Origin of the sequence: Streptomyces huasconensis (genome assembly GCF_021028635.1) — a bacterium.
In the GTDB taxonomy this organism is placed as follows: domain Bacteria; phylum Actinomycetota; class Actinomycetes; order Streptomycetales; family Streptomycetaceae; genus Streptomyces; species Streptomyces huasconensis.
Window position 1 is genome coordinate 4100497 of sequence record NZ_CP086119.1, and the last position, 20794, is coordinate 4121290.

21 protein-coding genes, 1 tRNA gene and 1 pseudogene are annotated in these 20794 nt (G+C 68.1%); 18 read left to right on the forward strand and 5 right to left on the reverse strand.

The window, feature by feature from the left end:
- The gene (locus J2N69_RS18735) at nucleotides 1-789 is read right to left on the reverse strand and encodes a GntR family transcriptional regulator (RefSeq protein ID WP_230901806.1); all 789 of its coding nucleotides are present in this window, start codon (nucleotides 787-789) and stop codon (nucleotides 1-3) included.
- Between the two features lie 478 nt (nucleotides 790-1267).
- On the opposite strand from J2N69_RS18735, the gene J2N69_RS18740 reads away from it, so the two are divergent.
- The 14 genes from J2N69_RS18740 to J2N69_RS18805 all read left to right on the forward strand — a co-directional run bounded on the left by J2N69_RS18740 (nucleotide 1268) and on the right by J2N69_RS18805 (nucleotide 12294).
- Nucleotides 1268-1639, forward strand: coding sequence for a hypothetical protein (locus tag J2N69_RS18740; protein WP_230901807.1), 372 nt, complete (start codon nucleotides 1268-1270; stop codon nucleotides 1637-1639).
- A gap of 94 nt (nucleotides 1640-1733) precedes the next feature.
- The gene (locus J2N69_RS18745) at nucleotides 1734-2081 is read left to right on the forward strand and encodes a hypothetical protein (RefSeq protein ID WP_230901808.1); all 348 of its coding nucleotides are present in this window, start codon (nucleotides 1734-1736) and stop codon (nucleotides 2079-2081) included.
- Nucleotides 2081-3337 (forward strand): hypothetical protein, encoded by a 1257-nt coding sequence (locus J2N69_RS18750; protein WP_336298598.1) that lies wholly within the window; start codon nucleotides 2081-2083, stop codon nucleotides 3335-3337. Before J2N69_RS18745 ends, J2N69_RS18750 begins: the two co-directional genes overlap by 1 nt.
- A gap of 103 nt (nucleotides 3338-3440) precedes the next feature.
- Nucleotides 3441-5666: a P-loop NTPase family protein gene (locus J2N69_RS18755; protein WP_230901809.1), complete on the forward strand. Its 2226-nt coding sequence runs from the start codon at nucleotides 3441-3443 to the stop codon at nucleotides 5664-5666.
- A gap of 141 nt (nucleotides 5667-5807) precedes the next feature.
- Entirely contained in the window at nucleotides 5808-6059 is a 252-nt protein-coding gene (locus J2N69_RS18760; protein WP_230901810.1) for a hypothetical protein, read from the forward strand.
- 121 nt (nucleotides 6060-6180) lie between these two features.
- Nucleotides 6181-6372 (forward strand): hypothetical protein, encoded by a 192-nt coding sequence (locus tag J2N69_RS18765; RefSeq protein WP_230901811.1) that lies wholly within the window; start codon nucleotides 6181-6183, stop codon nucleotides 6370-6372.
- A gap of 21 nt (nucleotides 6373-6393) precedes the next feature.
- Nucleotides 6394-6636, forward strand: a complete 243-nt coding sequence (locus J2N69_RS18770; RefSeq protein WP_230901812.1) for a hypothetical protein — start codon at nucleotides 6394-6396, stop codon at nucleotides 6634-6636.
- An 89-nt stretch (nucleotides 6637-6725) separates the two neighbouring features.
- A complete protein-coding gene (locus J2N69_RS18775) occupies nucleotides 6726-7388 on the forward strand; it encodes a hypothetical protein (protein ID WP_230901813.1) in 663 nt (220 codons plus the stop codon).
- A complete protein-coding gene (locus J2N69_RS18780; protein WP_230901814.1) occupies nucleotides 7385-7750 on the forward strand; it encodes a hypothetical protein in 366 nt (121 codons plus the stop codon). The genes J2N69_RS18775 and J2N69_RS18780 overlap by 4 nt, the downstream gene beginning before the upstream one ends.
- Nucleotides 7751-7838: 88 nt before the next feature.
- Complete coding sequence (locus J2N69_RS18785) at nucleotides 7839-8735, forward strand: bifunctional DNA primase/polymerase (RefSeq protein WP_269075616.1); 897 nt, start codon at nucleotides 7839-7841, stop codon at nucleotides 8733-8735.
- The gene (locus J2N69_RS18790; protein ID WP_230901816.1) at nucleotides 8732-9331 is read left to right on the forward strand and encodes a hypothetical protein; all 600 of its coding nucleotides are present in this window, start codon (nucleotides 8732-8734) and stop codon (nucleotides 9329-9331) included. Before J2N69_RS18785 ends, J2N69_RS18790 begins: the two co-directional genes overlap by 4 nt.
- Nucleotides 9328-10359: an AAA family ATPase gene (locus J2N69_RS18795; protein WP_230901817.1), complete on the forward strand. Its 1032-nt coding sequence runs from the start codon at nucleotides 9328-9330 to the stop codon at nucleotides 10357-10359. The genes J2N69_RS18790 and J2N69_RS18795 overlap by 4 nt, the downstream gene beginning before the upstream one ends.
- A complete protein-coding gene (locus J2N69_RS18800) occupies nucleotides 10356-10727 on the forward strand; it encodes a helix-turn-helix domain-containing protein (RefSeq protein ID WP_230901818.1) in 372 nt (123 codons plus the stop codon). Before J2N69_RS18795 ends, J2N69_RS18800 begins: the two co-directional genes overlap by 4 nt.
- A gap of 19 nt (nucleotides 10728-10746) precedes the next feature.
- Nucleotides 10747-12294, forward strand: coding sequence for a LacI family DNA-binding transcriptional regulator (locus tag J2N69_RS18805; RefSeq protein ID WP_230901819.1), 1548 nt, complete (start codon nucleotides 10747-10749; stop codon nucleotides 12292-12294).
- Between the two features lie 396 nt (nucleotides 12295-12690).
- On the opposite strand, the gene J2N69_RS18810 is transcribed toward J2N69_RS18805, so the two are convergent.
- Nucleotides 12691-13020, reverse strand: coding sequence for a DUF6344 domain-containing protein (locus J2N69_RS18810; RefSeq protein WP_230901820.1), 330 nt, complete (start codon nucleotides 13018-13020; stop codon nucleotides 12691-12693).
- A 314-nt stretch (nucleotides 13021-13334) separates the two neighbouring features.
- Between J2N69_RS18810 and J2N69_RS18815 the strand changes: the two genes are divergently transcribed.
- Nucleotides 13335-13463, forward strand: a complete 129-nt coding sequence (locus J2N69_RS18815) for a DLW-39 family protein (RefSeq protein WP_003999697.1) — start codon at nucleotides 13335-13337, stop codon at nucleotides 13461-13463.
- 1821 nt (nucleotides 13464-15284) lie between these two features.
- Here J2N69_RS18815 and J2N69_RS18820 read toward each other — a convergent pair.
- A pseudogene (locus J2N69_RS18820) lies at nucleotides 15285-16160 on the reverse strand (serine/threonine-protein kinase); the annotation flags it as partial.
- Nucleotides 16161-16209: 49 nt separating this feature from the next.
- A complete protein-coding gene (locus tag J2N69_RS18825; protein ID WP_127909386.1) occupies nucleotides 16210-16758 on the reverse strand; it encodes a helix-turn-helix domain-containing protein in 549 nt (182 codons plus the stop codon).
- A 181-nt stretch (nucleotides 16759-16939) separates the two neighbouring features.
- Here J2N69_RS18825 and J2N69_RS18830 point away from each other — a divergent pair.
- Nucleotides 16940-17012, forward strand: a tRNA-Ala gene (locus J2N69_RS18830).
- A 258-nt stretch (nucleotides 17013-17270) separates the two neighbouring features.
- Here J2N69_RS18830 and J2N69_RS18835 read toward each other — a convergent pair.
- Nucleotides 17271-18101 carry a thioesterase domain-containing protein gene (locus J2N69_RS18835; RefSeq protein WP_230901821.1) on the reverse strand — a complete coding sequence of 277 codons (831 nt, stop codon included), beginning with the start codon at nucleotides 18099-18101 and terminating at the stop codon, nucleotides 17271-17273.
- Between the two features lie 825 nt (nucleotides 18102-18926).
- On the opposite strand from J2N69_RS18835, the gene J2N69_RS18840 reads away from it, so the two are divergent.
- Together J2N69_RS18840 and J2N69_RS36680 are read left to right on the forward strand one after the other, a co-directional pair.
- The gene (locus J2N69_RS18840; protein WP_230901822.1) at nucleotides 18927-20357 is read left to right on the forward strand and encodes an iron-containing redox enzyme family protein; all 1431 of its coding nucleotides are present in this window, start codon (nucleotides 18927-18929) and stop codon (nucleotides 20355-20357) included.
- Entirely contained in the window at nucleotides 20345-20677 is a 333-nt protein-coding gene (locus tag J2N69_RS36680) for a Rieske 2Fe-2S domain-containing protein (protein WP_408056747.1), read from the forward strand. Before J2N69_RS18840 ends, J2N69_RS36680 begins: the two co-directional genes overlap by 13 nt.
- Nucleotides 20678-20794: the final 117 nt, after the last annotated feature.

Consider the following 20794-nt stretch of genomic DNA (forward strand, 5'->3'; position numbering starts at 1 on the left):
TCACCACCTTTCCAAGTGAGTCGTGAAGAGCATTTCCGTGCGGTCCCCGGGGATCGTGATGTCCGACATCTCGACGACGCGGTCCTCGATGTCGTACTGCGTCTTGCGGAGCACGAGCACTGCTGTGCCAGGCGGCAGGCCGAGTTCTTCGGCTTCCTCGGAAGAAGGCGGGCGGGCGGTGATGCGCTCCTCGATGCGATCGATCTCGATGCCGACCGTGTGGAGCTGGTTCATGGTGCCGCCGGGCCAGGGCTCCTTCGTCTCGTCCAAGAGGTCCGGGTTGGCCTCGACAAGGCTTTTGATCAGGTATGACGTCACCAAGTTGAAGGGGTTGCGCTCAGCGCTGTACCGGGTTCGGTAGGTGCGCTCCACCAGCGGCGTACCCTCGGGGACGCCCATCGCCTCGCCGATGTCCTTGGTGGCCTTGGTCTCCCGGTATGACGCGTGGAAGACGAGGTCGTTGATCTCCAGGCCGGTGTCGTGTTCGGTCGCGCCCGTTTCGAGGCGTTGTTTCTTGGGGGCGCGGGCCCGGTCCTTCTCCCACTGGTGTCGCGCGTTGTGGCGGAGGACACGAGTGCGCGGCTGGCGCACGAACGTGCCGACACCGTGTCGCTTCTCGATGAGTCCCTCGGCCTGGAGGACACGCAGGGCTTGTTGCACGGTGGGCCCGCTCCGCCCGCTGCTCTTGATGAGGTCGGCCTCGGACGGCAGACGATCGCCAGGTGCGTACCGACCTGCGCGAATCTGCTCGCGGAGGTCATCCGCGATCTTCTCGTAGGCCTTTGCCACCTGAGCTCACCGTCCTGTCGTTCGACGTCTTCAGCATACGACTCCTAAAGAGGTCTTGACGAGCGCGGGTGTTCTACCCCATAGTCTTGGCAACTCCTAAAGAGGTGTAGAGGACAAGACCTCTTGAGGGGCTGCGTGCCGACGGAAAACCCGCGAGGGCGAGTACGGAGGGAGCGTTCGAGCCTTCAGAACTCAACAGCGTGACAAGCCAGCGGGGTGCGAGTCCCCGCTCCCCAGGCGGCCGGGGTGAGGGCCGTCGGCGGCCACTTCCCCGCGCATCGGCTCTGGAGAACGCCCCTCGGGATCATCCCTTCATTTCTGGAGGTCAGCCCGTGGGACGCCACCCGATGCGCGCCGCCCTGCTGGCGTCAGAGCAGTGACGATGACGCGCCCGAACCTCCGGCTCGGGGCCGCTTCCACCGTGGCAACGGCGGAACGGAGAAGCCGGACCATCCCCTTCGCCTATAAGGAGGCCTTGATGCGGCTGGCTATCGGTGACGTCGTCCGGGACCGCACGGACATGGCGCTCGGGACCGTCGCACGGATCGACATCAACGTGGACCGGCGCGTGGTCGTGAACATCTCGGGCGGGCTCTCCCGCCCGGTCCCCGCTGATGACCTGGAGATCGTCAGCTGCCACACCCGGCCCGCAACGAATCGGTTTCATGTCGTTGCGATCTCCTTCTTCCTCATCGCGCTGCTCGCCGCGTACATCGCGGGCCACTCCGTCCAGTCGCTGGGTGGCAGCTGGCTGCTGACGCTCATGGCGTCCGTCGGCGCGTACGAGCTCTTCGAGTCCGGCTTCCGGTGCTACCGCCGGTTGACCGGCCCTCGCCGCTTCCGCATCTGAGCACTTCCCACACTTCAGCCAGCCACGGTGGCCGACGGGTCAAATCAGCCCACCGCGCTGGCTCTCCCATCCCGACCAGGACTTGGAGAGATCAATGCGTATGTACATCGGCGACCAGGAGGCCGCTACCGTCGGCGAGCTCATCGAGCTGGCCGGCGGGGTCGACATCGCCATCCCCCGCGAGCTGCATGAGCTGTTCTTCAGCGAGGACACCGAGGACGACTTCCGCGACCTGTTCCTTGGATCGCGCGGCGAGACGGACGAGCAGCGCCGTTCGCGTGAGCTGGTCGCCAGGGAAGTGCTCAGTGAGCTCCTGGAGGCAGGCCGGGACGACGAGATCGAGCGGATGAACGCGGCGTACGCGGCTCAGCTCGTCGTCGTCGCGAACCTGCGGAAGCAGATCAACAGCCCGCGGCTGCGGAAGATGCAGAAGGCGGCGTGATGCACGGCCTGCACCTTCCTTCCCTGAGCCCCGCGACGCAGTACCTCGCCCTCGGTGCGCTCGTCCTCCTCACCTGGCTCACGTGGCTGGGAGCGCGACGGATGCGCCGTATGGCACCGCCGGCGATCTGGGTTGCCGGGCTGGCCGCACTCGGTTGCACCGCGTATTCCTCAGACACGTCGTGGCGATTCGCCGCCCACTACCTGGACATGGGCAGTACGGCCGAGCGCGTCGCGATGTTCGCAGCGGCTGAGCTGGCCCTGTTTGCCAACTCGCTCCTCGCGCGGCAGAACCTGAACGGCCCGAATGGAACGCCGGGCGCTCCTGGCGTCCTCGTCTGGGTGATCACCGGGGTTCAGATCATCCCGGCGTATGCCGAGTCGGGAGTGATCGGCGGCACGGTTCGTGCCTTCGTCGGTCCGGTCATGGCCGCTCTCCTGTGGCACCTGGCCATGGGCATCGATCTCCGGCACCGCAAGCCCGGCGCCGAGTCCAACGGGCTCCTCGCCATGCTCGGTCGTGAAGCACGCGAGCGTCTCCTCTCCCGACTCGGTCTCACTGAACGCGATCGGGACGCTGCCAAGATCACCCGGGACCGAGCGACTGAGCGGGCTGTGAAGCTTGCCGAGCGACTGGCCGCCAAGACGCCAGAGCAACGGGGCAGGCTGTGGGGGCAGCATCTGACCCGCGCCCTCTCCGCCGCCGTTGCTCGCGCCGATGTGGGCGCGAACGGTGAACAACGTCAGAAGCTCCTCGATCAGCTCGCGGCGCGGCGCCATGCTGCCGGGCTCGCGACCGTCGAACTCCCGTCGCCGTGGGGAGAGGGGCTTAGGCCCGACCCCGCGGCATCGGCGCTCGCTACTCAGACGCGAGAGCAGATGGTCAGGGCCAGTGCGAATATCCGCAGCCAGGCCAACCCGCGGCTGCTTTTCGCTGACGTCACCCCAGTTCAGGGGGTGGACAGCGGCGAGCGTTCACCTGAACACCCCGGTGTCGACGAGGTGGACACAGCAGAAGCCGAAGAGGCCTCGAAGCTCAGTGCCGACGAGGCCCGGTCGGCGATCGAAGACGGGTGGGCCAACGGCCTCAGCGTTCGCGATACGGCTCGCCTCGCGACCCGCGCCCCCAGCTACGTACACAGCGTCTTCGTGAAGCTCGACGAGGAACGGGGCCCGCGCCCATCGCGCGGTGAACTCGTCGTCGTGAACGGCCACGGCGCCACCGAGCCCGGGGCCGATGAACCGTCGCCGACCTGACGTCGGCGTTCTCAGCCTTGCTCCTACCACCGACGCCCGGCCACTGCTTTGGCCGGTAGGGCCGGGCGTCGGCAGATCCCTCCCATGCAGGAAGGAAGTGCCAGTGAAGCACGAGGGCGATGAAGAGCCCGAGACGGACGAGCTGTTCGCACGTCTGGAAGCAGAGATGAAGAAACCCTCCGACACCAGCGCGGAGGGGGAGGTGCTGAACTTCGACAAGGCGCGGGCTGCCCGCGCCACAGGGGCCGTGCACGGCACCGCCGACGATCCGTCATGGGGCGGAGAAACGGGTGCGAGGCCGACGATCGTCGATGATCCCGCGCCGGTCGACTCAGGCCCTGGCCTGATCGACCGCATCAAGAACTCCAAGCGCCTGGACATCATCCCGGCATGGGCGAGGTCGGCCCGGGAGTTCAAGGAGGCCATGGGGTGGCTCGCCGGTCATGCCGGGCACACCGTGGCCTTCCACGCGGTACGGGTTCCGTTCCTCTATGTACCCAAGCTGGTGTGGCGGGCGCCCCGAGGGCTCCTCAACACCCTCGGTCGGCTCGGACGCTGGGCGCGCGACGCTGAGGGGGACCCACTCCGCCAGGCCGAGGCCCGCCGCGAGAACACCGAGCTGTACCTGAAGCTCTCGCGTCAGCGTGATCGCCGGGTTCGGCTTCGGACGCTGCTCGTCCTCCTCGGGCTCCCGATCACGGTCGCGGCGGTCCTGTACCTGATCTTCGGTGCGTCATTCACGACCCGACTGGCTGTGGGGGTTCTTGCGGTGTGCTGGTTGGGCTGGAAGGGAGCGCCGGCGGATGCGCCGCTCGCAACCCGTGCGGTCATCAAGGCCGAGGTGCAGAGGCTGACCAGCGACATCGTGGTCAGGGCCATGGCCTCGATCGGCATCAGCCAGATCACGAGCGCGGTGGCCAAGGGAGAGGACGGCATCACGTTTGTCGCCCCCATCACTCGCGAAGGTCCTGGCTGGCGAGCGGACATCGACTTGCCGCTCGGCGTGACGGTGGCCGACGTCGCCGACCGCCGGAGCCGACTCGCCTCAGGCCTGCGCCGCCCGCTGGGATGTGTCTGGCCCGAGGCCGATCCGTCAATCCACGAAGGGCGGCTCGTCCTGTGGGTCGGCGACAGGGATCTCTCGAAGACCGGCTTCGTCAAGTGGCAGCTTGCCAACGCCAAGCGCCACGACATCTTCAAGGGCAACCCGTTCGGTATCGACCCGCGGGGCCGTGGCCAGGTGGTCCCGCTGATCCAGCACAACGTGCTGATCGGTTCCCTGCCCGGCCAGGGCAAGACGGCGTCCGTCCGCGTGATCGCGTGCGGCGCCGCCCTCGACCCGACCGTGGAACTGTGGCTCCACGAGAACAAGGGAACCGGCGACCTGGATGCCCTCAAGTGCGTCTCGCACCGGTTCGTCTCCGGTATCGACGACGAGTCGATCAGGTACGCGGCCGACTCCCTGAAGCTGCTTCGGGAAGAGGTCATGCGCCGAGCGGCGGCGATGAAGAAGCTGCCGCGCGACCTGTGCCCGGACAAGCGGATCACACGCGAGATCGCCAATAAGCGCTCGCTGAAGCTGTGGCCGCTGCTCGCGGTGTTCGACGAGTGCCAGAACCTCTTCGCTCACCCCGAGTACGGCAAGCAGGCCGGAGAAGACGCCGAGTTCGTCATCAAGCTGGGGCGCGCGCTCGGCGTGATCCTGGTCCTCGCCACGCAGCGGCCCGACAAGGACTCGCTCCCGACGGGCGTCAGCGGCAACGTCTCGATCCGGTTCTGTCTGCGGGTGGCAGGCCAGATCGAGAACGACATGATCCTCGGTACCTCCGCGTACAAGAACGGCATCCGCGCCACTGCCTTCCGGCCCGAGGGCGACGCGGGCAACGGCTACCTCGTCGGAGCCACATCAGTACCGACCGTCGTCCGCACCGCATATCTGGACGATCCGGCGACGGAGGCCATCGCTCAGCGGGCGCTCGCGCTGCGCAAGGCCGAACGCAGGCTCTCCGGCATCGCGCTCGGCGAGGAGAGCGAGACGCCGTCGGGACCGTCGTACGACCTGCTCGGCGATGTCGCCGCCGTCGTTCCGGTCTCCGAGGAGCGCGTGTGGAACGAGCGGATCGCCGCTCGGCTCGCCGAACTCCGGCCCGAGGTCTACGGGGGCTGGAAGGGCGAGAACGTGACTCTCGCGCTCAAACCCCACGGCATCAAGACCACTGGCGTCGCCGGGGTCACCGACGAGGGAGAGCGCACCACCCGGCGCGGCATCGTCCGTGCCGACGTCAGCAAGGCAATCGCGGAGCGTGACGGATCAAGGGGCGCCGCTTAGCTGAGAACGGGTGCTACCGGTAGCGGGGTGCCCTGCTACCGGTAGCACCACCGCTAGCACCGTAAGCAGCCCCTCACCAGCTATCTAGCACGTAGCACCTCACCAGCGAAAACCCCTGAAAGCCCACTGGAAGGGCCCCTCATGACCCTCACGTTCCCTGCTATGGCCTGCCTGCTCGTGGTCACTTTCGGTTACGCGCTGATCTGTGCGGCCAGCCCCTTCGCCAACTGCCGCAAGTGCCGCGGCTTCGGTTTCCTGAGGCAGCAGAACCGCAACGGCCGCCTGAAGCGCGGCAAGCAGTGCCGCCGCTGCCACGGCCACGGCAAGCGCATACGAGTCGGACGGTGGCTTTTCAACCGTGCCCACCGCATTTACCGCGAGGGGAGCCAATGACGCGCTCCGTCCTCTACATGGCGCTCTTCGGATTCCTGCTCGCCACTCTCCTCATGTCCTGCCCGGGCGCCGGGCCGGCGCCCACTGGTCCCTCGCCCACTCCGTCCAAGGGAGCCACGACATGGCCGTGACCATCTCGCTCGTCTTCTTCTTCGGCATCCTCCTGGCCGTCCTGCTCCGCAACAGCTCGCTCGGCTACGGCTCCGCCTTCATCGCCGTGATGTTCGGCTTCTTCCTCGCGTCCACCGGGCTCGCGGGCCCCATCAACTCCCTGACCGCCGACGTCATCGAGACCATCCAGCAGCAGATGTGACACGCACAGAAGGGGTTCCTCATGACCGTCCACACCCCATTGGCTTCTCCGCACATCTCCCTCATGGCCTCCGGCGAACTCCGTGATGCCCTCACCGCGATCGAGGAGGGCAAGGGCGCGACGGCGATAGCCGCGCTGATGGCCATCGATGCCGAGTCCTGGCGAGCGATCGAGCACCGCTTGGTCACCGTCATCGGCAGTGACCTCCGGGAACTGCTCCTCGCCGTTGCCGAGCGCGTCGCGGACGAGCCGTTCTCGGCCTGACGTATCTCGGTGCGGTCTCACCCGAGCGCTGGCTGAGGCCGCGCGGAGGGACGGACAGCCCGGCCCGTGTCCATCCGAGGGGGAACCTCATGTCCGACACCACCCGCGCGTGGTTTCACGACCTGACCGAGAGCGTCTTCGCCGTTGGTGCTGGCGCTCGCGAGTACCGCATGGCTCACCAGGCGGCGCAGAGTGCCGCCTGGAGTTTCGAATCCGCTCGCCTCGATTCCGTGGAGGGGGCTGTGAGCGTGGTGGGACGGTATTTCATTCAGCCCCACCACGAGACGCTCAGGAACCTCAAAGAGATCCACGACTCCACGGAGGTGCGGATCAAAGCCCTGTATGAGAACACCTCGCTGGCGTACGCGTACGGCACGGCTCATGCGGTGGCCGACATCGCGAGGGGGCAGCGCCCCCGGCACCTGGAGTTCGCCCGTCGGGACGGCTTCTACGGAATCCCCGCGGCACCGCTGCCGAACCTCGAAGTTGTTCTTGCGCGGTGGCCCGGTGGGCCGAACCTCATCGCGCTCGGCGAGATCCTCACCGAGCACATCCGGGCCCGTGACCTGGCTCGGGACTTCTCCTTCTACGAGGACTTCGCGGACTGCCACAGCCCTGAGTCGGCGGAGGCCTCGAAGTTCGCCGCAGGCCTGGCCGACGCCGCGTATGCATACGGCGAAGTCGCTGAGCGCGCTTTGCACTTCGTCGTTCTCGGCCTTCAGAAGAACCACGTCACCCAGGAGAGCAAGTGACCGACCCGAACCGCCCCTCACCGAACGCGGTCTACGCCGGCGCTCCGACGATCGCGCAGGAGATCTGCCTGATCGCTGAGGCGTCCGGCTCCCACCCCACCGATGTCAGCGCCGACCGCGAGTTCCGCCTCCGCAAGGCCGCGCTCCTCGATCGCCTGGCTCTGCAGGAGCGGGCCCGTAACGGCGTGCTCGCGGCGGCCGACGCAGAGGACGCGGCGAACGTCGCCGCGGAATGGCTCGTCGAATACGACGTGGCGCATGGCGGTCTCAGCCGCAAGGGGCGGGACCTGGTCCTCGCCGAGGACTACCGGGACTACGTCCGCACCGAATACGCGGCCTGGAGTGATGCACAGGCTGCCTGAGATATGCCCGGAGCAGCGGCCGACGGGTCAACGAAGCCCGCTGCTCCGGTCCTCCCATCCCAACCAGGAATCAGGAGGTGCCATCAGGATGCACCACACCAACCCCTGCCCGCTGCCCCGAGCCGTTTTTGACGCGATCACGCGTGGCTGGCACGTTTTTCCGCTCATTCCTGACGCGAAGCGTCCGGCTGTGCGTGCGTGGGAGACCCGCGCCACGGTCGACGTGGGCCGCGTCCGACACTGCTGGGCGTCCGGCTCCTACAACATCGGCATTGCGACGGGCCCCTCCGCTCTCGTGGTCGTCGACCTGGACGTGCCCAAGAACGACGAGGACCGTCCGCCTGCCGGCACCCCGGAGGGCGTAACCGACGGCGCGGACGCTTTGGCCTTGCTCGCTGAGCAGCATGGCCAGGAGTGGCCCGTCGACACGTACACGGTCCGCACGGCGAGCGGTGGCACGCACCTCTACTTCGCCGCGCCTGCGGAGTTGCGGTTGCGCAACACCGCAGGCGCCCTCGGGTGGAAGGTCGACACCCGGGCGAATGGCGGCTACGTGGTCGGTGCGGGCAGCACCGTCGGCGGCGAGGAGTACAGCGTCGTGAACCACGCCGAAGTGGTCCCGCTGCCCGAGTGGCTGACGAAGCTTCTCACCCCGGCACCGCTGCCGAAGCAGCGCCTCGTACGTGTGCCGCTCGTCGCGGCAGGACGTCGGGGCGCCTACCTGACCTTCGCGGTCAATGCCGAGCGGGAGCGTGTCCTTCGGGCCCCCGTGGGCCGCCGCAACAGTGCCCTCTACGAGGCCTCGATCGCGCTGGGGCAGCTCGTCGCGGGAGGCGAGCTCAGCGCTTCGTACGTGAGTGAGCGGCTCACGGAGGCCGCGGTTCATGTCGGTCTCGGCGAGATCGAGATCAACCGGACGATCGCCTCTGGCTTCCGGGCCGGCGCCCGTCGCCCCCGCCGCTTCGAGCAGGGGAGGGCGGCATGAACCTCAGCGTCCTGGACACGTATTTCGGCTGGCGTGAGCCGGCGCACCATACCGACTGCCGCCGCCCCGCGTGGACGGTCGACATCCGTGAGGACGAGGGCTTCCGCCCGTCGTACCAGGGCGCCCTCAGCAACCACGACTGTGCCGATGAGGACTGCAACCACAGCAGCCGCTACACCCGCAAGACGGTGCGCGTCGTCTGCCGATGCTGCCACGCCGCGCGCGTCATCAGCGGCGAAGCGGGGAGCGATTTCCAGACCACCACGAGGACGGTGGGCTTCGGAGAGGAGCCCCGCAAGGTCGCGGGTCTGTTGCTGTGGCCGGGAGAGACCTGGTTCGACGACGAGCCTCATGAGTGGCTCGTGACCGGCCGCGACGTCGAGCGGGTCGAGCGGGCGGACCTGATGGGGCAAATCAGCGAAGGCCGGGGCCCGCGCGGCGGGAAGCAGTACTCGGCCGTGGCGTTGCCGACGCCCGACGGTACGCACGGCTTCGGCAAGTACCGATGGGCCCGCGCGGAGAAGGGCTTGAAGGCCCTCGCCGCAGCGGCGAAGTGGATCGCCGGACAGAACGACCAGGGTGCGGAGAGCAAGTGAACGACAAACCGTACGACGCCGAAATGCCACCTCACCTGTACTCTCCACACCCGGCTCCGGAGCCTCGGCCGCTACAGCCCGCACAACAGCGCATCCGTACGGCCTGGACCGCCGACGAGCTGATGAACACGGAGTTCCCGGAGCCCAAGTGGGCCGTCCCGGGGATCATCTCCGAAGGCGTCAACCTCCTCGCCGGTCCGCCGAAGGTCGGAAAGTCCTGGCTCTCCCTCGGCCTGGCCCTCTCGGTCGCGGCGGGAGGTACGGCGATGGACAGCGTTCCCGTGGACGGCGGCCCCGTGCTGTACCTCGCACTGGAGGACACGCCCCGCCGTCTGCAGACGCGCATGCGGAAGATCCTCGGTGGGGGACCGGCGCCCGCCTCGCTGACGCTGGCGACCTCCTGCCCGCCGCTGCCACAGGGCGGGAACGAAGCCATCGCCCAGTGGTGCGAGCGCAACTCGGAAGCCCGCATGATCGTGATCGACGTGTTCGCGAAGATGCGGGGCACGTCGGCACCGGGGTCTTCCGCCTACGACGCGGACTACGCGGCCGTGGGCCACGCGAAACGGATCGCGGACCACTACGGGATCGCCGTGGTCCTGGTCCACCACGTCCGAAAGGCCGGCTCGGACGACTTCCTCGCTGAGGTCTCCGGCACCAACGGCCTCGCGGGCGCGGCGGACGCCACGCTGGTCCTCAAGCGCTCGCGCGGTCAGGCCGACGGCGTCCTCCACGTCACCGGCCGCGACGTCGACGAGGCCGAGTACGCGCTCCGCTTCTATGCGGAGGCCGGCGCCTGGCAGCTCCTAGAAGGCCCGGCTGCCGATCACACGATCGGCGACAGCCGCGCGACGATCCTGCGCTACGTCCGCGATAACCCCGGAGTCGCGCCGAAGCAGATCGCCGAGGGAACGGGGCTCGCTCCCGACCTCGTACGTCAGACCTGCTCGCGCATGGCCAAGGATGTCCAGCTCATCCGCAAGGACGGGGGCTACGTCGTCCCCGCCGAGAATGGGGGACAGGCTTGACGAGTCACACCAGTCACAGCGTCACCGCAGTCACTGTCACGGGCGGCCCGGCACTGCCATACCTCTACCGACCGGCGGAGATCGCCGAGGCTCTCGGAGTCTCCGAGTGGTGGGTGAAGGAGCAGGCGCGCCGGAAGCGCATCCCCTTCACCCGCCCCGGCGGGACGTACCGGTTCACCGCAGAGCACTTCCAGGAGATCATCCGCCTCTTCGAGGAGCGGCCGACGCGAGGAGGCCGCGAACCGGAGGTAGGACGCCAGAGGTCACGCCGAAGCGAACCGCGTACTTCCGCGGAGTCGAAGCGGGCCCGGCTCGTGCCGCGGGTTCCCCGCCGCATGCGCCTGGCGCAGATCGCTGCCGCCGCGTAAGAAGAGGAGCACTGCCGAGATGGGATACGGAGAGAAGCGCGGCAACTACTTCCGAGGGCGCTACAAGATCGCACAAGGCAAGTACGGCACGCTCAAGGACGAACACGGCAGCGTGATCAAGTTCAAGAGCAAGCCCGCGGCGAAGAAGGCGGCGGATGCCGAAGAGGCCAAGATCCGGGCGAAGATCTGGAAGAACCCGGAACTGGGCTCGGAGACCTTCGGGGAATACGCCGAACGATGGTTCGGTGACCTCGACCTCGCGTCCACGACGATGGACAACTACCGGCGGGACATCGAGGGGCACGTACTCCCAGAGTTCGCGGACAAGCCGCTCAAGGAGATCACCGCGCGCGACGTCAGTGCGTGGGAGAAGAAGATCAAGGCAGCGGGATACGCGAGCGAGAGCGTGTCGACGTACCGTTCCCGTCTCCACCTCGTCCTTGCGGATGCCCTGGAAGAAGGGCTGATCGACGCCAACCCGGCGACCCGTCGGCGCGGCCGCGGCCGCCGCGCCGGCCGTGTCCGTCATCGCGGCCCGGAGAAGGTGACCACTACGCCCCTGGGCATGCTGCTCATCGCCGAGCGGATGGCAGTGCTCTCGGGTCGCGATGACGAGTTCGTCGCCAATATCACCATCGGCTACACCGGCATGCGGTTCGGCGAGTTGGTCGGCCTGGAGACCCCGTACGTACGGGACGAGGCGATCCGCGTGGAACAGCAGCTCGTCGAACTGGACTCTGGCGACATCGAGCTGTGCCCGCCGAAGGACGACAGCTACCGGACGCTCGACGCGAACCGATGGCTCATCGCTCTTCTCCGCGATCACATAACGCGGAAGCATCCGCAGCCCTGCCCCTGCCACGGCAGGAGATTCGTCTTCGACAGCTTCGGCACAGTTCGCCGCTGGGGGCGGGGCGGTGGCCCCACCCTCAAGGACGTGGCGAAGGCCGCGGGTGTCAGCACCGGCACGGTGTCGAACGTGCTCAACCACCCGCAGCTCGTAAGGCCGGAGACCCACCTCCGCGTGATCGAGGTGATTGCCGAACTCGACTACATGAGGGGCCGTACCGCAGACGAGACTGCAGCGCACTGGCGCCGCTCCGCCTTCGGCTCTCGCCTCTTTTATCCGGCCGCGCACGGCAGGTACCGCCCCGAGGAAGGTAAGGAGGGAAAAACGGGGTCGCTCGTACCCATCCAGGCTGACCCGTGGGTGCCGGGCACCTTGGTTCAGGGACGCAAGGCCGAGGCGCGGGCGACGGCCTGTTGGGTACCGATCGCTCCAGGGCTCACGCCGCACGGTGAGCGTCACTCCCACAAGATGCACATGGAGGAGATGGGTACGCACAAGGTCCTCATGGATGAGCGGATGGGCCACATCGATGGCTCCGTCTCGGCGCGTTACTCCCACGTCTCGGACGAGATGCGGCTCCGTCTTCTGGAGGGCCTGGACCACAACTGGTACGCGTCGCTCGATGCCCGGTTGGCCATGAGCCCGCGCTCGTCGGTGGCTGTACTCGACGCGGTCCTGAAGGAGCGTGCGGGGCAGCTCGCGGCCGAGCGTAAGTAACAGACAAGAAGGGGACGCCTCCGAGAGCCTGGGGGCGTCCCCTTCTTTGCTTTCTGGAGCCTTGCTTCCAGGCCCTCTAGAGCTCGTGGCGGGCAGTTTTCTCCCATATTTCTCCCAGACGATCACTCTGAGGTGGGAGAAACCGTCTCTGCCCTGCATGTATGTGTGCAGCAGGTGGCGTCCGACCGTTTCTGATAAGGATGAGGCCACAGGTTCAAATCCTGTTAGCCCCACATTGAGAAGGCCCCCAGTCGATATCGACTGGGGGCCTTCTGCTGTCCACCGCTGTCACCCGGTGACGAGGTTGCCGACCGTCCGCGCGAAGGCCCCCAACCAGTTGGCTGGGGGCCTTCGGAAGTTTCTGGGTGGCGGGCCTGGGGGCGGTCGCCGACCGGATTACGGTTCTGCGGCGAGTCCTGGCTCAGGGGCGGCGCTCGCGGCCTCGGCTTCCGTGTCCGTGGGGGGCAGGTGCCGGCAGCTGGGCGAGGACCCGTGGGCCTCGGCGCGGATGCGCTGCTTCATCGTCGGGGGCAAGGACCGTTCGTACGCGGCCGTCCAGAGGGTCATGAACGGCGCCGACGCGCACTCCGTGGCGTTGCGTGCGTTCGTGGTCTCCTGTACCGCCGTGGCCGCGGTGGCCGTCGTGGTGAGCCCCAGCGCGGTGAAGAGCGCGAGGAAGGCGGTGATGATCGTGGTCCACAGCTTCATGGCCTTGTTGCCGGTCATGACCCCTCAATTCGGGTTGGGCGATTTGCGTACTTTCCTCATGATGTGTATGTGGGGTCGAGAACGAAGTACCGACGCTCGCGCGGCGCCGATGTTCAGATCAACACCACCCGGATGGCCCCAAGGGGCTCGAGAAAGGGGCAAGAGCGGCGAAAATCACAGCGGGGCGGCGGTGAGCGGAGGGTCGGGGTCCGTTTTGATCGCTGTGTGAGGGGCGGGAGTTGGGGGCGCATCCAGGTCACCGATCGATATCGATCGGTGTGTATAGTCGGGCGCCAGAAGTCCCCTACGTCAAGGAAAGACGAGGTCGCGCGGTGAAGAAGCTTCTCCTGGTCGCACTGGCCGCCATCGGCGGGCTCCTCGTGTACCGCCAGATCCAGGCGGATCGCGCCGAGCAGGATCTGTGGACGGAGGCGACTGACTCCGTGCCCACGGGTTCTTGAGTCATCGACACCAGTCACTTCACAAGCCCCGGTTGCTCTCGCGGCCGGGGCTTTGTGCTGTCTGCTTTGGAAGTGGGGGGTTTGCTTACGTTAAGGAATGACTTGCGTAAGCAAATTTAGTTGGGGGGTTGCGGGGCTGCGGGATTGCGGGGTTGCGGGGTTGCGGCTGGGCGTGGGCCCGGCTGCGCTGAGCCGGACAGTGGCCTGTTGGCCCGATTGCGCTCATGGGGGACTCGTGGTGGGGTCCGCGTGGCATGGGCAGGGCAGTCGGGGTGGCTGCGTTCGCTGCGAGGGGGCGCGTGATGTGGTGGCGCGGGATGGGGCGGTGGGGTGGCAGGCGTGGGGGGCGCGGCAGAAGGGCTCCTGGCGGCCTCCATCGAGGTTCGTCGGAGGGTGGCTTCGGCGTCCGCCTCGGCGGCTGGTGGCGGGACGTGAAGGGCTTGTGCCGCCAGGACCTCCGGGCCGTACGAAGCCGGGCCGTACGAATCCGCGCCGCCTCGGCGCTGGTGAGGGGAGCCGTGTGGTGGGGGGCGGGGAGTCGGCTCGGGGCTGTGGTCGTCTGCCGGGGTCTGGTTGTCAGAGCCGTGTCAGTGCCCAGAAGCCGACCGTGAGGCAGACCAGCGCGACGAACAGCATCGGGACCGCCACCTTCGCGGGCGGACCCGGCCGCCGTTGCGGGGCGGGGGCTGCCAGGACAAGGGGCTGGAGAACTGCCGGGTTCGGATGGGGGACCTGAGCGGCGTGAGCGGTGCATGGATGAGTAGAAGTGGGGGAGGCTGCGCCGCCGTGGACGCCATGGGCTGGGCCGGGGCGTGGACTACGGGGGCGTGCGCCGCGGGGTCGTGGGCCGCGTTGTGGTGAGGGGAGATCACGTGCGTGGGGTCGGGCGCGGGGACGCGCAGGGGCGTGGGCGTAGGTGTAGGCAGGGGCGCGGGTGTGATGGTGGCGGGGGCAGGTGGTAGCTGCCGGTATCCGCGCCAGAGCCGGTGGAGGGGAGTGGAGGTCGCGTGGGCGTCGGGGGCTCTGTGGCGGTGGGCGCGGAGGCAGGATCTCGGGTGGGCCCGGGGAGGACGGGCGGCGGTGGCTGCATGGGGGCGGCGTGGGGGCCCGCATCTGGCTGACTTCCGGGTGAGCACCCTGCGGGCTCGGGGGCGGCAGTGGCGCCGCCGATGGGGGCGTTGGTACGGCGGTCGAGACTTGGCCGGGGCCGGGGCCGGGGCCGGGGCCGCGACCAGGGCCAGGGTCGGGTGCGGAGTCGAAGTCGGTGCCGGGACCACGGCCGCGACCGGGGCCAAGGCCGGGGGCGCGACCGTGACCAGGGCCGGGCTCGGGGCCAGGGCCGGGGTCCAACCCGGAATCAGGGCCAAGGCGGGGGTCGGACCCGGAGTCGGGACCAGGGCCGGCCGGGGCCGGGGCCGGGGCTGGGGTTGGGGTCAAGGCGGCGACCGGAGCCAGAGCCGCAGCCGGGATCAAGACGGCGACCGGAGCCAGAGTCGGAGTCCGGATCAAGGCGGCAGCCGGAGCTGGAGCCGGGGGTGGGATCAAGGCGGCGGCCGGAGCCCCGATCAAGGCGGAGGCCAGAGCTCGAGCCGGAGCCGGGACCACGGTGGCGGCCAGAGCTGGAGCCGGGACCACGGCGGTCAGGGCCGGCGCCGGGACCACGGCGGGCAGAGCTGGAGCTGGAGACGGGCCCATGGCCGGGGTTCGGGCTGTCCGGATGTGGATAAAGGGGTACGTGCGCGGACGCGGGGCCCGGCCGTGGCGCCAGGGCCACGAGGCCGTCTGCGTTGTCGGGGCCACCGGGGGCATCGGGGGCATCGGGGCCGGCAGGCCAAAGACCACGGGCAACGGCGGGAGTTGGTCGAAGATTTCGACGAGCTCGTCGGCAGGGCCCGGATCGGGCAGCATCTCCGCGGCGGAGGCCAGTGCCTTGCGCGCTCCGATGGCGGTGCGGAAGCGCGCCTGGGGGGGTCGGGCTGGAGCAGGGTCGCGATGACCTGCCAGAGCGGTTCCGGTATGCCCTGGGGCGGGCCCGGGGTGCCGTGCTCGGCGAAGTGTTCGATCAACGCCTTGGTATCCGGCTTGGCGCCCTCCAGGAGGTACAGGGCGACCAGGCCGACGGCGAAGAGATCGGCGGGGGAATCCGGCTCGGCGCCCAGCATCTGCTCAGGAGCGACGTAACCCGGCGTGCCCACCACATGGTCGGGCTCGGTCAGCCGGGGCTCGCCCTTGCGCATCGAGATGCCGAATTCGGACAGCCGCAGGTGCGGGCGTGCGGAGCCGGTGGCTTCGAGCAGGATGTTGGCGGGCCTTGATGTCACGGTGGACGACGCCTTCGGCGTGGACCGCCGCGAGGCCCGCGAGGAGCTGGTCGAGGAGCGCGCAGACGAAGCGGGGCGGCAGCGGACCGTAGTCCCCGATGACATGGGCCGGTGAGCCACCGGCGACCAGGTCCATGGTGAACAGGACCTGATCGTCGTCGGCGGCCCAGCTGGCGGGCGCGAGCACACGGGGGTGGTCGATCCGGAGGGCCTGCTCCCGCACGAAGCGCAACAGGGCGTGGGCGTCGGTCTGTTGCTGGACCTTGGCGGCCACATACCGGCGCCGCCGGTGGTCCCAGGCACGCCAGACCGCTCCGACTCCCCCGCGTCCGATCGGGTCGACCAGTCCGTACCGGCCGGCGAAGACCTCGCCCATGGTCGCGCTCCGCTCCCCTTCCGGGCCGCGTGGCGGCCCGGTCGACGGCTCAGCTCTGGTGCGCCTCGTAGTGGGCGACCGCGTCCGCGGTGCGCCCGGCGCCGTACACCCGGAGGAACTCTGCCAGCTCCGGGTGGGTCGGGGCGAGGGAGTCCGCGGCGTCGATGATGTCACCGGCCGCCGCGACGGAACGCAGCAGTGACTGGATCTCGCGTACCACGCGCTTGACCGTCGGTGCGCCCGAACTGGTCGTGGACTGCGCGGTGTTGGTCAGCACCGAGCCGCCCTGGGACTTCTTGATCTCGTCCATGCGGTCGGTCGCCTCGGCGGCGCTCACGCTGCCGTCCGCGACCTGGCCGGCCAGTTCCTGGAGCAGCTGGACACGCTGGACGACCGCGGGGTTGCCGATCTTGGCGCGCTGACCGCTCATCAGCTGGGAAAGCATGGGCGCCGACAGGCCGAGGACCCCGGCCAGGCGCGCCTGGTTCAGGCCCAGATCGTCGATGAGGCGACGGAAGAGCGCCCCCAGCGGCTCCCCGTACCAGTTCCGCTGGAGCTCTCGTGCTCTCGCGGTGGTGTCCTGCTGTGCGGCGTCCATTTGCGTCTCCCCATCGCTTCCCCTAAGACCGCGGTTCGCTGCCGCGAACCACGTCGTGCATCTTACGGAGCGTGGTCGTCGACCGGGACCCCCAATCCTTTTGCGAGATCCGGGGGGAGACCCGGTACTCTGGTCTGCGACGCACGCCGGGAGGTGGTTCTTCCGGTCCGGCGCATCGTTCGGGGCCTTAGCTCAGTTGGTAGAGCGCTGTCTTTGCATGGCAGATGTCAGGGGTTCGACTCCCCTAGGCTCCACCCATGTACACCCCTCTGACCTGCGGAAACGCGGTCAGGGGGGTGTTTTTGTCTCCATTTGCCGTGCTGACGTGTCACCACAGCGGTGGGGGCGGGCTGCGTCACAAAGGCCGAGATTCCAGGGCGGCCGAGAGTTGCGGGTCGGTGCCGCTCTCAACAGCAGCTCACCCGACGGGAGCGACGAGTTTTCGCGCAGCGACGCTACGAAGGCCTTCGGTTGCTCACCGTGGTCGTCCGCCTGGGGCCACCGTCCGCACTTCAGCCTTCACGCTGGATGCACGAGCCGCTCAGGAAGCTTGCGACCTGGTTGACGACGGGTGGTTTCAAGAAGGAGTGGTGATCGCCCTCCACCACGGCGTGCCGTGCCCGGGTGCGGGTCAGCTCCGCCCAGCGGGCCGGGTGATCGGGGATGATCGAGTCGGTCGGGAACAGCAGCCACAGCTCGGCGTCCACCATGCCGCTGGGGCGGTACTGCTCCACCGCGTGGAAGTGTGCGCGGAAGACGGTGAAGCGCCGCTCCAGGTCCTCCCGCGCAAGGTCTACGTACTGGGCCTGCCCGCGACCGAAGGTGGTCGCCAGCCAGCCCAGGGGGTCGGCGTCCGCGGACGCGGGCATGTCCAGGCCGAGGGTGCCGGCGACGTCCTCGGCGAAGTGGGTGCGCAGTTCCGGTGACTCGGTCGGCGTCTCGACGTCCGGCATGGGGCAAGGGTCCTCGAACGGGGCGTCCATCAGGGCGGTGAACTCCACCGCGGCGCCTTGGCGCTCCAGCTCCCGCGTCATCTCGAACGCCACGATTCCGCCCATCGACCAGCCCGCGAGCCGGTACGGTCCCTCGGGCTGCGCGGCGCGCACGGCCGCGGTGTAGCGCTCGACGATCTCCGTCAGCTTGTCGACCGGTTCGCCGTCAGAGATGCCGAACGCCTCGATACCGGTCACGGCATAGGTGCCGGCGAGACCCTTCGCCAGGGCGTTGTAGGCGCGCACGGTCCCGCCGACGGCGTGGACGAGGAAGAGCGGCGGACCATCGGCCTCCCGGCCGCTCAGCGGGACGAGACGTACGGGCGGTGCGGTATTCGGATGGTCGTACAACTGGCGTTTCCCCCTAGGTAGTTGAGACGGATGGACCGGCCCCGGTCCATGAGAGCGGACCACTGTAACGGCCTAGCAGAATTGCCCACCATGCGCGCAACTTGTGTGTATTTTACGGTAGATGGAACTAGGGGCGAGTCTTTGCCTGTGGCGGTGAGCCCCAACCAGCCTAGGAACAGGCGGAGTTGAGCAGTTCACGTCAACCAGCTCTGTACTGGCGCCAGTTGGGGCGCGGCGCGCCCCGGGGTCGAGCGGGTTGCACGGCCCTGGTGCCCGAGGGAGGATCAACTACGCGTGATGCAGGGTGACTTGAGTCCGCACGCGTAAAGCTACGGGGTTGCTGGGTCTCGGTGGACGGGGGTCGGTAGTGCGCGATGGCAAGGTGGGTCCGGCCATGGAAGCCGAGGGGCGGGTCGCCGGAGCCCGTACGGGCGGAGTCTGTACCGTAGGTCCGGGGGGTCGTGGATTACCCGCCAGACTCCCCAACACAAGCGCCCGAGCAGGGCAGTTGGGCTGCCGGGCATCGACGACCCCACCGCCCTCCCCGCGTACCAAGCGCACGGCCCTCTGCCTGTGCGCCCAGCGCACGACGGCGCGCACCGATCGTGCCCGGCACATCAACTCCCCTTCTGTGCAAGGGATTGTCTCTGTGAAGGGGGCCGTCCCTGTGCAGGGGGCCGCCTCCCGATGCGCACCCACAGAGCGAGCACGCGTGACTCCCGTGGACGAACCCACGTGGCCGGGTGCTTCCTCGCGAGCCTCGGTGGATTGCGTCAGGCCCATCCGTGCCCGCAACCCCGCCGACGATGTCACTAGGAGCCCACGATGACCGCTGGCCGCCCGCCCACTCATGCCCCGTATCCCTATCCCCTGTCCCCCGACGCGCTGCGAGAAGCCGTCGCGCAGTACGGTGCCAACCCGGTGTACCAGGACAGCGCGGAATGGTTCAACGAAGACAATCCGTACCGGCGGCAGATGCGGCCGCAGGACCTCGGCCACCTCGATTTCAGCCGGGTTCTGCCGGCGTCGGAAATCCTCGGCAATTCCGCCCTCGCCGCTCAGCGCCTCCTCACGTCCATCTACGAGGCGGACATGATGTACCTGCCGCCGACCGGGTTCGCCGAAAAGCGGGAGGACTTCTCCGCCTTCTACAACGCGTCGAACCGGACGCTCGGCGAGATGATCCGGCCGGCCCTGGAACGGCACGCGTACGGCTTCCTCGACGACGAAGTGCACGTGACGGGTAAATGGACACGCGACAGCTTCCGGTCATATCTGGAGGCCTTCGCCGAGAATCCGCCGAACGGCGATTCGCCGTCGATCCGGGCGGTCGAGAACTCCAGCGACCCGGAACGGGCCGCACGCATGTACCTGCTGCAATTCGCCGCCGATTTCCTGTCGGAAGCCTCGCCGATGGTCCGCAACGCGCTCGGCAACTACGGAAACCCGCAGTCCGAGTGGTTCAAGATCATCATTGACGAGTACGGCTACGGCGTGCACGAGACCAAACACAGTCGGCTCTACGAAAACACCCTGGAATCGGTCGGTCTCCGGTCCGACGTGCACCACTACTGGCAGTTCTATCTGTCCAGCAGTCTCATGATGAACAACTACTTCCACTTCCTGGCGAAGAACCACGAGAACTTCTTCCGGCACCTGGGCGCGCTGTACTACACGGAGACCGCCCTGATCGAGGACTGCCGGTCCCAGTCGAAGATGATGAGGAAGGTGTTCGGCGACTCCGCCGACGTCACGTACTTCGACGAGCATGTGCACATCGACACGCACCACAGCCGGATGGCCATCGACAAGCTGATCTGGCCCATCATCGAGCGGTGCGGTGAGGGGGTGATCCCCGACATCGTGCGGGGCTTCGAGGAACTCCAGGCGATCAACGTGATCGCCGACCGCGACCTCGTCGATCAGATCCGCTGGATGGACGGCGAGCCCGCCGGCAAGGACCTGCACGGGCCCGTCCGGGCCGCCATCGACAGCGGCACGGTCACCGCGCCGGTGACCCGGCTGGTCGAACCTCGCGGCAAGCTGACCAATACGTTCGTGCACGACGAAGACGTCCTGTGCCATGTCGTCTCCGGAACCATGAAGGTGGTCTGCGGCCTCGATTCCCACCACGTTCTGGAAGCCGGCCAGGGCATGGTGATCCCCCGACAGCGGCTGCACGGCGCCAGTATCGAGTCCGAAGAGTGCGTGTACGAGATCCATTCCGTGGGGGACTACCGGAAATGCTTGTCGTAACGTGGGAAACGGACGGCCTAGGAAACTGTGTCGTCCTCGCGGGAAAGCCGTACGTCTACGCCAGGACCACGGCAGGGGAATTCGTTCTCATGGCTCGTTGCTCGCATCGCGGCGGCCCACTGCACCTGGCCTCCTTCAGCCCTGGGACCACGCGGCTGGTGTGCCCCTGGCATTCGCGGGCGACCTCGGTCACCAAGGCACTCCGCGCCGGTATCCCTGCGGTGCGCCGCGGCAAGCGAGTGACCGCGGTGTTCGACGTACCCGCCACCGAGAAGGCGGAGATGGAGTACCGGCCGCTGTCGCCCGACCTGGTTTGTTGAGCCAGTAGTCGGCAGGCGTCTGAAGAATCGAAGGCATCGGACACATCCGGCTGTCGATCCCGTCCCGTGCCCATACCCGGCCCCCCATTCGGTTCGAATCGGAAATAGGGAACTCTG